Below are 14,411 nucleotides of genomic sequence, written 5' to 3' on the forward strand. Positions count from 1 at the left end.
TGGCAACCCTTTTCTTTTGCTAAAAAACACCAGTGAAATGAACCTTTTTCAGGTATTTCATTGGTGTTTTTCTATGGACCTATGTCATAGTTCTGTTTTCTATAAAAAATTAACTCTGAAACAGATGATTTAGACAGTTATCTATTTTCTATCCAAACCTGTTTTAAATAATCAAACGTTAATTCTTTTGTAGTGGCAACCAAGGGGATGTCTGTGCCTAAATCTTCTGTTTTTCCAATGCCCACCGGCAAAGCGCCGCTTGCTTTGATTGATGCAATACCGGCCTGTGCATCTTCAATACCAATGCAGTCTTTTGCTTCCAGACCAAGCTGCTGTGCAGCAGCCAGATAAATATCCGGAGCGGGCTTCCCGGCTGCAACGGATGCAGGATCAACAATTGCATCAAAATAGTCTGAAAGCTTCATTTTATCCAAAAGCGTTGGACCATTTTTACTGGCAGAAGCCAAAGCAATTTTGATTCCTGCTTTTTTCAGTTCTTTCAGCAAGTCCAATATTCCGGGATAGACATCAGCGGGGGATACCTGTTGAATCATCGTTACATAGTTGTCATTTTTTTCTTTGGCCAAGGACGCAAATTCTTCTGCCGTATAGCGGTCAGACTGATCTCCATGTGCTAGAATCAGCGCAAGTGAATCTTCTCGGCTGACCCCCTTAAGCTTTTCGTTAAATTTTCTGTCAATGGTAATTCCCAACTGATCAGCCAGTTTTTTCCAGGCACGATAGTGGTATTCGGCTGTATCTGTTATGACGCCGTCTAAATCAAATAGTACGCCTTGAAACATAGGATGATTCCTCCTCTATAATGTGTTTGTTCTATTTCTGTCACTGATGCATTCTGCTGATTACTGGATTTACTTATGGAAACCTGCTTTGCTCATCGTGAGAAATTGCTGCACAGAGCAGTGGCAAGATAGAATCCAACTCCTCTTTAACAGTTTAAGCTGAAAAAAGCATACCTCCTTTTTTGTTAAATTTCCATTATCTCAGTCTCTACTTTAATAATAAGTGCAAACGATTTCGTTGTCAATTTTTAAAAAATAGCCTTCCAATCGTTGATTCCAGTTGTTTTAATGGTTTTTAAAAGAAAAATCGTGTTGTTGTTTACTTTTTATAAAGCAAGATATATAATTAATAACGAAAACGGTTGCGCTGATATCGAATAATTACTGTTCATTTTTAATGTCTTAAGCAATTATCGTGTGTTTATTAAAGAAGAGGTGGGAGAATGTGAAAAAATATTTTAATTTTGAATTTCTGCAAAAATTTGGAAAGGCTTTAATGGTCGTTGTAGCAGTGATGCCGGCTGCCGGACTCATGATCAGTCTGGGAAAATCACTTCCGTTAATTAATCCTGATCTTGGAGCACTGGTCACTACAGGCGGTGTTATCGAAAACATCGGTTGGGCAATTATCGGCAATTTACATATACTTTTTGCATTAGCCATTGGCGGGAGCTGGGCGAAAGAAAAAGCAGGCGGTGCTTTTGCTGCTGGAATTTCATTTATTTTGATTAATCGAATAACAGGTTCTATTTTTGGGGTTACTTCAGATACGCTGAATAATGAAGACGCTTTTACTCACACGTTATTTGGAACAAAAATTATGGTGAAAGGATTCTTTACCAGCGTACTGGAAGCGCCTGCATTGAATATGGGGGTTTTTGTTGGAATTATTGCCGGCTTTGTCGGAGCAGCAGCCTATAATAAATACTACAGTTACCGCAAGCTGCCGGATGCTCTGTCCTTTTTTAATGGTAAACGTTTTGTGCCATTTGTGGTAATTATCTGGTCTGTACTGGTATCACTGCTCTTAGCAGTAATCTGGCCGACTATTCAGGCAGGGATTAATAATTTTGGCTTGTGGATAGCTCAATCACAGGAAACAGCTCCTGTCCTTGCACCGTTTTTATATGGAACGCTGGAACGTTTGCTGCTGCCATTTGGGCTCCATCATATGCTGACGATCCCTATTAATTATACGCAGTTGGGCGGCACTTATGAAATCCTCTCGGGAGCGCAGGCGGGAACTCAGGTATTCGGCCAAGATCCGTTGTGGCTGGCATGGGCAACTGATTTAGTTAACTTGAAAGATGCTGGTGATGCCGGTCAGTATGCTTATGTTTTGGAAAATTGGACACCGGCCCGTTTTAAAGTCGGGCAAATGATCGGTTCATCCGGAATTTTGATGGGGATGACATTGGCAATGTATCGAAATGTTGATGCAGAAAAACGCCACAAATACAAATCTATGTTTGTTTCCGCTGCTTTAGCTGTTTTCCTGACCGGTGTAACTGAACCGCTGGAGTTCATGTTTATGTTTGCGGCAGTTCCGTTGTATGTTGTGTATTCTGTGATTCAGGGTGCGGCTTTTGCCATGGCGGATATTGTCTCTCTCCGAGTACATTCATTTGGCAATATTGAGTTACTGACACGGACGCCGATTACAATTAAAGCTGGACTGGGAATGGATTTGGTTAATTTTGTAGTTGTCACAGTGCTGTTTGGTGTGATTACTTATTTTGCAGCGAATTTTATGATTAAAAAATTCAACTTTGCGACACCGGGCAGAAGCGGCAACTATGAAAATGAAGGTACTGAAAGCTCAAATATTGACGGGACAGTAATGAACGCCGATCAGCAAATCATCAATATAGTAAATCTGTTGGGTGGACGTGAAAATATTGCGGATGTTGATGCGTGTATGACAAGATTGAGAGTTTCCGTGAAAGATCAAGAGAAAGTCGGAGATGAGCAGTATTGGAAAAAAGCCGGTGCAATGGGCTTGATTTTGAAAGATAATGGTGTACAGGCAGTTTATGGACCTAAAGCGGATGTGCTGAAGTCGGATATTCAAGATTTATTAGAATCAGGTGTCAAGATTCCTGAGACTGATTTTGAACAGGAGTTTATTAAGGCAGCAACAGGTGTATTTAGCCATACCGAAGAAGCTTCAGGGCTTATAAAAGAATTGAGAGCTGTTGCAGACGGTGAAGTGATTTCAATCGAAGAAGTACCTGATGAAGTATTTTCACAAAAGATGCTGGGCAACGGCTTTGCGGTCGAACCTGTATCAGGAACCGTCTATTCACCAATAGATGGAGAAGTAGTCAGTGTTTTTCCGACAAAACATGCGATCGGACTGAAAACAGAAGAAGGCTTGGAAGTACTGATTCACATGGGTTTGGATACCGTTGAAATGAAAGAACCAGCTTTTGAAATCTTTGTTCAGATTGGACAGAAGCTGACAGCAGGAGAAAAAATAGCGCACGCCGACTTGGCAAAAATCAAGGCTGAAGGGAAAGGAATTACGATAATTGTCGTCTTTACCAACAGTGAAAAAGTTCAAAAATTTACACTGGATAAAAAGGGGAGGCAATCAGGAAAAACAGTGATTGGCTCCGTAACAGTATGAATTAGATATAAAATTTAATAGGAACCTGAAAATTAAGAATTATTGATTTTTTGATTTTTTGTTATGCATGCTGTGTTTTATTGTAAAACAGTAGAGGCGGCATACTGTGATATTTTTAATAATTCAATGAAAGTCGCAGCAGCTTGGAAAAAAGAAAGGACTGAATTGATGCGGGTAATGACCTTAAATACACACAGCTGGATGGAATCAAAGCCTTTGGAAAAACTCGAAGTACTGACAAAAGTAATCCTTGAAAGAGATTATGACTTGATCGCATTGCAGGAGGTTAATCAGCTGACTTCTTCGGAAACTGTTGAAACAGACGCTTATTTTGATACAGGAGCTCTTGCGGAGTATACGATTCATGAAGACAACTTTGCTTTTCTTCTTGCAGAAAAACTAAAGACGGCGGGCACTTTTTATTACTGGTCATGGATGCCTGTGCATCTGGGGTATGGGCAATATCATGAAGGATTGGCACTGTTTTCTAAAGTACCTGTTAAGGCTCAAGGGGCTATTGTTTCAAAGGAAAAAGAGTTTTCTGATTATCGGACGAGAAAGCTTCTTCTGGGCAGAACCGTTTTAGATGGACAAGAGATTCTAGCAATCTGCTGTCACTATTCCTGGTGGTCAGAAGAAACAGCGAAGGGATTCCAATACGAGTGGGGGCAAACACTTAAATTATTGGATAAAATCAAGTGTCCAAAACTTTTATTGGGTGATTTTAATAATCCAGCTGAGTATCAGCAGGAAGGGTATGAGTTAGTAACTAAAAGCTTTTTAGATAGTTATGCAGCTACGGATACAACGAATAGTGGATTTACTGTATCTAAAGCAATAGATGGCTGGTCCGGTAATCAGCAGCAGCTGCGAATGGACTACATTTTCAATGATGAAAATTTCTATGCCGAAGCCTGTGAAGTTCTTTTTGATGGACGAGGAACCCCGATAATAAGCGATCACTATGGAGTGGAAGCAGAGCTGTTCTTCTCAGAATTAATAGAAAAAGAAAATAATACGGTCAAAGCAGAAGCGGAAAGTCTCTATTAGTTGAATTTCCATATTTTTCGCTAACAATCTTATTATATTAGTCGTTGTCGAAGCTGTTTTGTAAATAAATGAAACACGCTTCGAAATACCGTTAGTTCAAGAATCTTCTATATTAATTTCAAAAATTGGGGGTAAACTCAAATCTATTAGTGTTGACAAAGCAACCGTTTGCATTTATTCTTATTAAGATAATGACAGAATTTTCTATAAATAATGAATGATTCTTCAATAATAATAAAGAGGGAAGAACTATGAGTGTGACAATTAAGGATGTAGCCAGAGAAGTAGGGGTGGCGCCTTCAACTGTTTCGAGAACGCTGCAGGATCATCCAAGTATTTCAAAAGAGACGAAAGAGCGTGTAAGAAAAGCCATGGATAAGCTTGGGTATGTTCCAAATGCCTCAGCGCAAAATCTGGCGAAGAAATTTTCCAATACAATTGGCGTTGTCTTCCCTGTTTTATCTTCTGATGACAGGAAGAGCAATCCTTTCTATCTGGAAGCAATTACGGCTATGAATCAGGAGGCGGGGAAGCAGAATGTGACTATCTCATTTGCTTCGGGTGAGACGCAGGAAGAACTGTTGGAAAATGTTCAGCTGATGTATAAACAAAAACGAGTGGATGGTTTTATTCTGCTGTATGTCAGAAAGAATGATCCGGTCTTACAGTATCTGGTTGAACAGAGCATCCCTTATACGGTGATTGGTCAACCCTATCAATACAGCAACGGCACCAGTTGTGTGGATAATGACAATCAGCTTCTGGGAAGAACAGCCACGCAATATTTGATTGATAAAGGTCACAAAAGAATTTTATTTGTGACCAATTATGAGAAAGAAAATGTGTTTCAGGAACGCTGCTATGGGTATCAAAAATCAATGGAAGAATCTGGTTTAGAGCCATTTCCTTATGCAGTGTTGAAACAGCCGAGTGATTATATAGAATTTGAAGAAACGTTGAAAAAGTTGAAGCCGACAGCCTGTATGGCTATTGATGATATGTTTGCCTTACGTGTAATTCAGCTGGCTAATTTGTATGGCTATACGGTGCCGGATAATTTATCGGTGATTAGCTTTAATAACTCAATTTTCACCACACTGATTCATCCTTATATCACCTCTATTGATATTCACACGGAAGAACTTGGAAGGATAGCGGTACAACAGTTTATTCAGCAGCTTAAAGCTCCGCAGGCAATGAAGCAGAAAGTCCTGATTCCGCATACATTGATTGAAAGGGAGACGGTGTTGGACAGGGCAAAAGCATAAAAAAATTTAGTTGAAAATCCGTGAGTTCAGAAATTTTATTGTCTGGCTTCATGGATTTTTCAGCTTTAGAAGTGGTTGAAAGGTTCTAAGCAATTATCGTTTCCAGCGCCCAACTAATTGTATCATTAAAGACAGTCTGGTATTCCTTTACTGTTTTTTGTTTGTAATCAAGTGATCGCTGATAATTAGCAGCGATACCACGTTCAATATAATTTTGGAACGATGCAGAATCTATCGGAAATATATCTTATCTTGAAAAAGCTGAAAATAAGTAAAATATAAAGATTTAGCAGGGAATCTGAAAGGTGAACGGAAATAATTTCTCTTCAGGTTTCTTTTTTGAGGATACGGCCAAAAGCTGTGTAGATGATTTAATAAATATTTTTTTGTAAAATTGTGTATAACTGAGCATAGATAGAGTAAGATTGTTTTGTATACATGTTTGTTAGCTGTTGGAGAAAGTTGTTTATGAAAGGACAGAAAAAAATGAAGCTGATTTTAGATAATGTAACTAAAGGATTTGATGGGAAAACCGTATTGGAAAGTACTGGCTTTACTTTTGAAACAGGTAAGATTTATGGATTATTAGGACGTAATGGGAGTGAAACATAAAGAGGAATATGAGGCAAGGTATATAGTTCTTGCCTCATATCTAGGTGCTTACTACTTGTTAGCGATTTGTTCGTAGATATCTCCAAACTTAAATTCAATTGTTAGGTTTTTATCCTCATGAATAGAAATTTTTTCCACAAGCTCAACTAACATGGCTCGATTTAATTGTTTCACATTCTTATATTCAAGAAAAGTGTTCAAATATGGCGCTACGATATCTCGTTTGTTTCGCTGTTCCTCAAGCTCTGCTTGAATATGTCGAATGACTTGCTTTAAGTGTGTGATTTTCTCTTCAAAAGATGCCTTCATACGTATGTCCCAGATAGAATGTTTGATTATTACAATATGGCAATCACTATCTACTCTGAGATTACAAAAGAACTAAAAATTTCACAATATGAAATCAATGACAGTCAACCAGAAGAAACCGTAACCTACACCATTAAAATGGTGGATACCAATCAACTAAAATTATTGGAGATAACACGATTTTTGCTTTTCAATACAGTAACCAATTAAAAACACTTGATATTTCCATCGAGGTGGTCGGTGAAGCGACTGCAAAAGTTGGGGAGTCAAAAATATATCAATTTTTAGAGACAGTGTATTACAACGATACCTCTAAAAATACTGAAACACTGTTAGATTTCCCAAACGCCTACGGAGCAATTGTTAGTTCTGACCCTAGTGATGTCATTAATGGTGGAACTGTCACTTTTGGCAGCGTAGGAAAACGAATTTTGAAACCAAGTGTATATGGAGAAGGTTTCTTTGAAGTTACCGTAACAAAAGACTTCGAAAATCCAACACCAGACACCACCAGGCTAGAAGAAGCCGTTACAAGTGGCGACTCTAAACTGACTGAGGGCGGTTTTGCAGACGAAACCACTAAAGCATTAGAAGAGGCATTGCAGAAAGCTAAAGACATTCTAGCTAATCCTGACAGCATTCAAAAAGAAATTGATAATGCCTTGTCTGATTTAGAAACTGCTATTAGCAATCTAAAGAAAAAGGATATCACAGATACTAGCAGCTCAAACAGTGGAACTTATGACAGTAATAATTCAAGCACTGGAAATAGCGCAGACACAAGCAATGGCGTAACAGATACAAGTTCCAGTGACTCAGCAACAAATAACGACAGCTCAAAAGGCTCTACAAATAAGTCTAGTGGCTCTAACCAATCAAACAATAATACTAGCTCAAACACTGATAAAGACTTACCAAAAATGAACGAAACAAGTTCAGTATCGGCATTATTAAGTGGTTTGTTTATATTAGTGGGTGTGTTTATTAGTCGGTATAGGAAGGATAGAAGAGCATAATAGAATGTGACTAACAGAAAAAAGACCTACATTTTTGATTTTGTAGGTCTCTTTTTGAAGTGTCAAATCACACTTTTCACTAAAATAAATTTAGTTATTCTATGGAAATGCTTATTATAAATCAATAAAACAATACAATGAAAGTGTTGAGCAACTCTAAGTGGCTGAATATTCTTTTTTTATGTTGAAATTAATTAAATGATATGATATGGTTTATTTGTAATAAATAATTTTTTAGGAGGTGATTACTTTGAAAGAACTCACAGTTAAACAAAATGAAAAAATTGTTGGTGGTTATCATTGGAAATGTAAAAACAACTATCATAGTTCTTGGGCAGGAAATACTTTTGTAAGTGCCTATCATATATTTTTTGGCACTGCTAATGCGGCAATGAATGAGCATAGACGTACTTATGGTCATACAAATACTTGGGTAGCTTAGGAAAAAAGTTTCCAACTATTTTTTCAGTAATATAAAAGCCGATTTGTCGGCTTTTTTAATTTTTTTAGAAAAATGGAAGAGTGTTGGGTTTCAAGTTTTATAACAGAATCATTTATACACCTATACTCTGAGAAAATAAGATGCAACAAGGAGAATAGTGCTTATGGATATAAAAAGACGAAGCCTCATATATGTATCAATTGAATTTATAATGATTATTTTAATTGTCTTTGCATTGTGTATCACTTTCGGAAATATAAAGTTCTATAATGCTGTGGATAACATCATTGGTCCTAAAATGTCAATTATTCAGAATCTAGATAAGATGTCTTTGGATTATGCTACAGGGTATACAATTACAACAACTCTTCCCACTGAAAAAACTATAGAAGATTTAAAAAAGAGAAATGATATATCTTTTTTTAGCCTAAGTATCCCAGCATATCTTGAAATCGAGTCTGACGATCATAACAATCTAGAATATCCAGATACAATTAAAATGGTAGGCATGGATCAGCGATTTTCTTATGATTTTGTTATAGAAAAAGTTAATATTGTCAAAGGAAGAACACTTTCAGAAGAAGAGTTAAATAAGGATTTGGGAGCTTCTATAGTTTCCATGGAGTATGCTTCAAAATATGGATTGAAACTAGGAGACTTATACAAAATAGATTCGGTAATTCATGAGATTGATAGCCCTAATCGACATAGTGAAGTAACTATCCAATTAGAAATTGTTGGAATATTTGAACCTAACAAATTTTCAGCAATCAGTGAAAACAGTGAAGAATCTAAATTTAATAAAGAGATGATAAATAGTAGTATATATGTTTCCAATGAGACTTGTAAAAATATAAGAACGTCTCTTTTAACGGAAGAAGTTAATGCATTTCCTGATAACTATAAAGGCATAATAGACCCGTATGGAGTAGAAATAAAAGGCAAAAGCGACATTATAAACATTTTGGAAAAAGAAAAAAATTATGAAATCAATATTATCCCATCAAAAGATATCAATGTATCTAGACTCGAAAAAGAAATTTCCAAAATTTTAAGCACATATCCTTATGTAACCCTTATTAAAGCATCTGATAGGTACAAAAAACTTAAAATTCTAGGAGATTTCGCTATACCAGTGTTTATAATATCTCTATTATTATTTATCATTTTTAATATTTACATACTTTTGAAAGTTCTAAATGGAGAATTAATATTAAAAAGAATTTCAATCGTTTTTATGTTGGAATCTTTATTGTTATATGTTGGGGGCAATTTAGGTATTTTAGCCGCTAAGAACTTTCGAGGATTTTATCTATTTATTTTAAAAACTTTTTCAAATGTCAGTCCAAAAGATTATGAAATACCCTCATATAATAGGTTGGATAAGGTTATATTGACTAATGAAAATATAGTTGAGTTAATGGGGCTTTCTACAAAAGAATTCTTATCATTATATGGGGTAACTATTGTACTTTGCTTTGTTGCGATAGTCATAATTGCTAAGTTATTAGCACACAATCATAATAGTTATAGGAGGTTGTCATAGTGAGTAAATATTTCCTTCAATATGATGAGACGGACTGTGGTGCCGCTGCTTTAGCTACTGTATTGAGTATATTAAAAAATAAGATTTCTTTATATGAAGTTAAAAATAGAATCAATAAGAATATATATGGATCTTCAATTCAAGATATAATAGTAGCTGCTAGCCTTTTTGAAATTAAAGCAACTGGGTTAAATGGAGATATGGATGATTTACAAACAGCGTTTAAAAATAAGGAAATTAGCTATCCAATAATAGCACATATAGAAAAATCTGATGGGTTATCTCATTTTGTTGTTGTACGAAAAATAACAAATGGAAAAGTGTATATTTTTGATCCTGCATCAGGAAAAGCTGTAAAGAGTCAATCGTCATTTGAAAAAGTTTGGACAAATAATATTATTGCATTTGATAATTCACAACAATCAAAAAAAATCTATGCAAAAGTTAGTATAAATCTATTATTTAAATTAATAAGTCCATATAAAAAGAGACTTACAGTCATATCAGCACTTATTCTATTTATATCTTTACTATCAATAATTGGGGCTAAATCTTACCAAATAGTTATAGACAACTTTATTTCAGCAGAACTTAATACAACAATTAGTCTTTTTAGAGTAATCGTTGTAAACAAAGAGAAGTTCTTTCTATTACTCATTTGTTTTTATTTATTCAAAAATATCCTTTCTTACTTAACTGATATTCTTTTAAATGATACTGATATGAAATTACAACGTACGCTAAGAGAAAATTTTTTGGTTAAATTTTTTTCTTTACATGTTCCATTCGTTAACTCTAGAAAATCGGGAGATTCGTTGACCAGATTAGGCGATTTAGAAAATATTAGTATGTTCTTTTCAAAAATTATAACAAAATTCTTGTCGGATATTACAATGATATTTGTTAGTGGAGTAGCATTAATTTCTATTAATAGACAACTATTCTTGATAGTTATGGGCATTGTTTTTTTATACTCTTTAGTCTCATTTATAATAATTCCTAAATTTTACAGAAAACAAAGAGAACTTATGGAGTATGATGCGAGCGTTATGTCCAATTTCAGTGAAAGTATAAGTTTAATCGAATTAATAAAAACTTCACAATTAGAAAGTAAATTCCTTGGTAAATTACTCAAATTATCAGATAAGTTTATAAGCTCTAGAAAAAGTTATGGTATCTTAGAAAGTACATTCAATTATTTTACAAATAATATACAAGAAATTGGAATGCTTTTAGTTTTATGGAGTGGTATGAATCAGATATCTACCAGTAATTTAACATTAGGAGAACTTATAGCCTTTGAATCATTAATGAGTTTATTCATAGTACCAATTATGAATTTATTTTCTCTTCAAAAAGAATATCAACAATTTATAGTATCATTTGAACGAGTTTTGGAATATGAAAAGGCAAATTCCGAAAACTATGATGATACAAGCATTGATTCAAAAAGATATGATTTAACATTAGATAATCTCAGTTTTTCATATGGAAATAATCCAATACTAAAAAATTTATCATTTAACATAGAAGAAGGAGATAAAATTTTTATTAGCGGGGGAAATGGATCAGGCAAGAGTACATTTTTCAAATTATTAGACAAAGTAAACTCTGACTACGTAGGATCTTTTAAAGTAGGAGATAATGAGTTGAAGAATTTATCAGTTAAAGATGTCAGAAGTTTAATCGAGTACACTCCGTCTGACACCACTGTCTTTTCTGGAACCCTATATGAAAATATAATTTCAAATAATCACAATCATGAAATTAATAATAGGATATTGGATAAAATAATTACTAGCGGGATACTAGATAATCTTTTAAAAAACATGGGCATGGGATTAGATTCTTTAATTTATGAAAAGGGAGTAAACCTTTCAGAGGGACAAAAGCAGATAATTTCATTTTGTAGAACATTGGTTTCAAATAAAAAAATCATGATTTTCGACGAAGATACGTCTCATATTGATAAAGAAACAGAAGAAAAACTATTAAATTTTGCATTTGATAATTTTAGAAAAACAACCTTTATATTTACTGCACATAGTGGACATATTAGGGAGAGATGTAATAAAAAAATAGACTTCAATACAAACAAAATACCATATTAAAAAGGAGATAAGCAATGAGAAGCAAAGTAAAATCATTTTTAAGCATATTTTTGTTGCTAATATTGACTGGTTGTGCAAAAGATTCTTCGTTACCTATGAAAAAAGAAGAGAGCTCTTACGACGGGTTATACTATGACTATGATTCTATAGTGAACAAAGGAGAGAAAGAAGTATTTACTATAGAAAATGGAGAGTTAAATACAGACTCCATTAATGCCAAGTTAAATGAAGATAGTATGAAGTTAGTATCTGAGAAGGAGAACTTCACATTTACATATGACTATGGGGAGTTTGTAGTTTTAGACAAGAATAAAAAAAGTATTCTTGTTGGATATAAAGAAAATTCAAAGTCATATAAGTATATTCAAGAAATATATGGAGATTACTCTGAAAGAATTGAACCAAACTTACAAGAAATTGTAAAAAAAGATATTTCTGAAATAACTAATGGAAAGTATACGAACACGAATTTTGAGTCTATGATACATCAGATAGATATAAAAAACGAGAATCTGGCTATTTGCTACGAAGAAGACTCAAAAGAAGTGAAAGATATAGAATTATCTTTTGATAATATACTATTTGATGAACCTCAATGGGATAAAGATTGGGTAGAAAGTGTAGATAAGACAATGTTAAAAAATTACGTAGCTTGTAAAACAATTGATGATATACAAAGAATGACGGGATTTAATATTAAATTTAGTATAAATAACTCAAAAGAGGAATATATAATCTTAAATTTCCCACAAACTACAGAAGATGAAGCTAATGAAATTGGTATAAGTATTGTCAGTAAATCACTTTTGGGAGCAGAACTTATTGATGATATATTCGAAAAAAGCACACAAGAATAGATTGACTGATAATAAAAAAAGCATTCTAGCTATCATCTTAGTTTCATTCATTTTTATAATACCTCAATTGATTACAAAAAATATGGTAGTTAGTTCAGATACTATTTTCCATTTTAATCGCTTTTTTGATACTTCTGAACAAATTAGGAGTGGAAATTTTGAATATTTCATTTCTCTGTATGGGTTTCAGCAATCAGGTCGCATTGTCAATGCATTTTATAGTCCTTTAATTGCTTATTTACAAGGAAGTTTGGTACTTATTAGTAAAAACTGGTTTTTTTATCAAGTATTGTCAAACCTGATTTTGTTTATAGTATCAGGTTGTAACATGTATGTTTTTCTTTTAAGAGGCCATCTCAATCAAAAAAAAAGCTGTGTGGGTGCAATTCTTTATATGTGTACATATTCTGTTCTGTACTGGTCAACGAGACAGGGATTTTCAAGTTGGGGTGCAGCCATTATGCCTCTATGCCTAACTATCATCTTTGAATCTTTGGAAGAGAATAAAGTACCTAAATTTAAACTAGGTTTTTTTACAGCACTTCTCTTTCAAATACACATACTTTCTGCATTTATTCTAATATTGATATATATACCTGTATTTATTTCTGTTTTTATAAAAAGTGACAGCAAACTCCAGTTTTTACTTGCAATTTTTAAAGAAGTTATATTGTTTCTTTTGTTGACGCTAAATGTATGGGCAACCTATTATACAATTACTCAAGGAAATAAATTGATAGCACCTTTTGTCAATCATACAATGAGTTTGAACACAATTAATCGAAATAGTTATTACTGGATTTTAAATCCAATATCCCTTGTTCTTATATTAATGACTGTACTTGGTGTTACTTTAATAAAGTGGAAAACATATACGTTTGAGAAGAGGCTACTTTTTCTCATTATGTTATTCTTTTTAGTATTATCAACAAGTATTATTCCTTGGAGCTATCTCATTGAACAAGACATTTCCATTGCTAAATTAATTCAATTTCCATTTAGATTTTTTGTTCCGGTTACAATTATTTCAATCTATCTCTTTCTGCAATTTTCTAATAGTAATAAATTAAATAGTCTTTTTGCATTAGTAGGTATTTTTCAAGTTGTTATTTTGATGTTTGTATCCTTAAACCCATGGAATGGTGATGAAAATTATACTTCATCTGGTCCGAAAACGATAATGACAACTAGCAATGATCAGTCTATAAAAGCTTCTTTCTATTCAAAAGATAAAGAGGAAGCTTTAAAACTGGTACAGAAAACAACACCAGACTATTTACCAAGTTATGGTGAGAATGTCACAGACACATACAAACTATATGGAAATAAAATCATTTATGCAAATGAATTCTTCGAAAAATCAATCGAAAAATCAAAATTAATTATTACAATGAAGGAATCAAATAAAGAGTCTATTGAATTCCCTATAATTATATACACTAATACTATTTTAAGTACGAATGGAAAAAAATTATCAAAAAGTAATTACGTATTAAGTGAGATTGGTACCCCTATTATAAATAAAGATTATTTAAAAAATAATCAAGTTGAGATAGAATTTAACCATGAATCTTTAGATATGTTCATTTATCTAACTATTATTTTGTGGATTATATCTCTGTTGAAGTCTCTATATGATTTGTACGAACATTGATACTTTTTATACTGTTTTTTGTAGTATAAAATTGTAACTCTCTGAAACATGGTAACTATCATGTAACATCGTCAACTTAAGAGAAACTCCGAAAAAAAGTTGGAGTTTCTCTTC

General features: G+C 33.6%; 13 protein-coding genes. 11 read left to right on the forward strand and 2 right to left on the reverse strand.

What is annotated here, in order from left to right; genetic code table 11:
• Positions 1 to 137: 137 nt before the first annotated feature.
• Positions 138 to 803 (reverse strand): beta-phosphoglucomutase, encoded by a 666-nt coding sequence (gene pgmB / locus LI954_RS08835; protein ID WP_229444265.1) that lies wholly within the window; start codon positions 801 to 803, stop codon positions 138 to 140.
• Between the two features lie 445 nt (positions 804 to 1,248).
• Here pgmB and LI954_RS08840 point away from each other — a divergent pair, with 445 nt between their 5' ends.
• From LI954_RS08840 to LI954_RS08855, 4 genes are all read left to right on the forward strand, one after another.
• Positions 1,249 to 3,432 (forward strand): PTS transporter subunit IIBC, encoded by a 2,184-nt coding sequence (locus LI954_RS08840; RefSeq protein WP_229444267.1) that lies wholly within the window; start codon positions 1,249 to 1,251, stop codon positions 3,430 to 3,432.
• A 63-nt stretch (positions 3,433 to 3,495) separates the two neighbouring features.
• On the forward strand, positions 3,496 to 4,482 hold the full coding sequence (locus LI954_RS08845) for an endonuclease/exonuclease/phosphatase family protein (RefSeq protein ID WP_229444269.1): 987 nt from the start codon (positions 3,496 to 3,498) through the stop codon (positions 4,480 to 4,482).
• A 251-nt stretch (positions 4,483 to 4,733) separates the two neighbouring features.
• A complete protein-coding gene (locus LI954_RS08850; protein WP_229444271.1) occupies positions 4,734 to 5,750 on the forward strand; it encodes a LacI family DNA-binding transcriptional regulator in 1,017 nt (338 codons plus the stop codon).
• Positions 5,751 to 6,218: 468 nt separating this feature from the next.
• Positions 6,219 to 6,362 (forward strand): hypothetical protein, encoded by a 144-nt coding sequence (locus LI954_RS08855; RefSeq protein WP_229444273.1) that lies wholly within the window; start codon positions 6,219 to 6,221, stop codon positions 6,360 to 6,362.
• Positions 6,363 to 6,413: 51 nt separating this feature from the next.
• Here the strand turns inward: LI954_RS08855 and LI954_RS08860 are convergent, their stop codons facing one another.
• Positions 6,414 to 6,671, reverse strand: a complete 258-nt coding sequence (locus LI954_RS08860; RefSeq protein WP_229444275.1) for a DUF4368 domain-containing protein — start codon at positions 6,669 to 6,671, stop codon at positions 6,414 to 6,416.
• Between the two features lie 18 nt (positions 6,672 to 6,689).
• Between LI954_RS08860 and LI954_RS08865 the strand changes: the two genes are divergently transcribed.
• The 7 genes from LI954_RS08865 to LI954_RS08895 all read left to right on the forward strand — a co-directional run bounded on the left by LI954_RS08865 (position 6,690) and on the right by LI954_RS08895 (position 14,297).
• Positions 6,690 to 6,881: a hypothetical protein gene (locus tag LI954_RS08865; protein ID WP_229444277.1), complete on the forward strand. Its 192-nt coding sequence runs from the start codon at positions 6,690 to 6,692 to the stop codon at positions 6,879 to 6,881.
• Between the two features lie 23 nt (positions 6,882 to 6,904).
• On the forward strand, positions 6,905 to 7,687 hold the full coding sequence (locus LI954_RS08870; protein WP_229444279.1) for an FIVAR domain-containing protein: 783 nt from the start codon (positions 6,905 to 6,907) through the stop codon (positions 7,685 to 7,687).
• A gap of 250 nt (positions 7,688 to 7,937) precedes the next feature.
• Complete coding sequence (locus tag LI954_RS08875) at positions 7,938 to 8,129, forward strand: hypothetical protein (protein ID WP_229444281.1); 192 nt, start codon at positions 7,938 to 7,940, stop codon at positions 8,127 to 8,129.
• A gap of 163 nt (positions 8,130 to 8,292) precedes the next feature.
• Positions 8,293 to 9,675, forward strand: a complete 1,383-nt coding sequence (locus tag LI954_RS08880) for a hypothetical protein (protein WP_229444283.1) — start codon at positions 8,293 to 8,295, stop codon at positions 9,673 to 9,675.
• Positions 9,675 to 11,786, forward strand: coding sequence for a peptidase domain-containing ABC transporter (locus LI954_RS16220; protein ID WP_229444284.1), 2,112 nt, complete (start codon positions 9,675 to 9,677; stop codon positions 11,784 to 11,786). Before LI954_RS08880 ends, LI954_RS16220 begins: the two co-directional genes overlap by 1 nt.
• A 14-nt stretch (positions 11,787 to 11,800) precedes the next feature.
• Positions 11,801 to 12,643: a hypothetical protein gene (locus LI954_RS08890; protein WP_229444285.1), complete on the forward strand. Its 843-nt coding sequence runs from the start codon at positions 11,801 to 11,803 to the stop codon at positions 12,641 to 12,643.
• On the forward strand, positions 12,609 to 14,297 hold the full coding sequence (locus LI954_RS08895; protein WP_229444286.1) for a hypothetical protein: 1,689 nt from the start codon (positions 12,609 to 12,611) through the stop codon (positions 14,295 to 14,297). Before LI954_RS08890 ends, LI954_RS08895 begins: the two co-directional genes overlap by 35 nt.
• Positions 14,298 to 14,411 lie beyond the last annotated feature (114 nt).

This window comes from Enterococcus sp. CWB-B31 (assembly GCF_020567645.1).
In the GTDB taxonomy this organism is placed as follows: domain Bacteria; phylum Bacillota; class Bacilli; order Lactobacillales; family Enterococcaceae; genus Enterococcus_L.

Excerpts from the sequence above, each read along its gene's own strand:
- pgmB (WP_229444265.1), bottom strand. The coding sequence starts at position 803 with ATGTTTCAAGGCGTACTATTTGATTTAGACGGCGTCATAACAGATACA.
- LI954_RS08845 (WP_229444269.1), top strand. The coding sequence starts at position 3,496 with ATGCATGCTGTGTTTTATTGTAAAACAGTAGAGGCGGCATACTGTGAT.
- LI954_RS08850 (WP_229444271.1), top strand. The coding sequence starts at position 4,734 with ATGAGTGTGACAATTAAGGATGTAGCCAGAGAAGTAGGGGTGGCGCCT.
- LI954_RS08855 (WP_229444273.1), top strand. The coding sequence starts at position 6,219 with ATGAAAGGACAGAAAAAAATGAAGCTGATTTTAGATAATGTAACTAAA.
- LI954_RS08860 (WP_229444275.1), bottom strand. The coding sequence starts at position 6,671 with ATGAAGGCATCTTTTGAAGAGAAAATCACACACTTAAAGCAAGTCATT.
- LI954_RS08865 (WP_229444277.1), top strand. The coding sequence starts at position 6,690 with ATGTTTGATTATTACAATATGGCAATCACTATCTACTCTGAGATTACA.
- LI954_RS08880 (WP_229444283.1), top strand. The coding sequence starts at position 8,293 with ATGGATATAAAAAGACGAAGCCTCATATATGTATCAATTGAATTTATA.
- LI954_RS08890 (WP_229444285.1), top strand. The coding sequence starts at position 11,801 with ATGAGAAGCAAAGTAAAATCATTTTTAAGCATATTTTTGTTGCTAATA.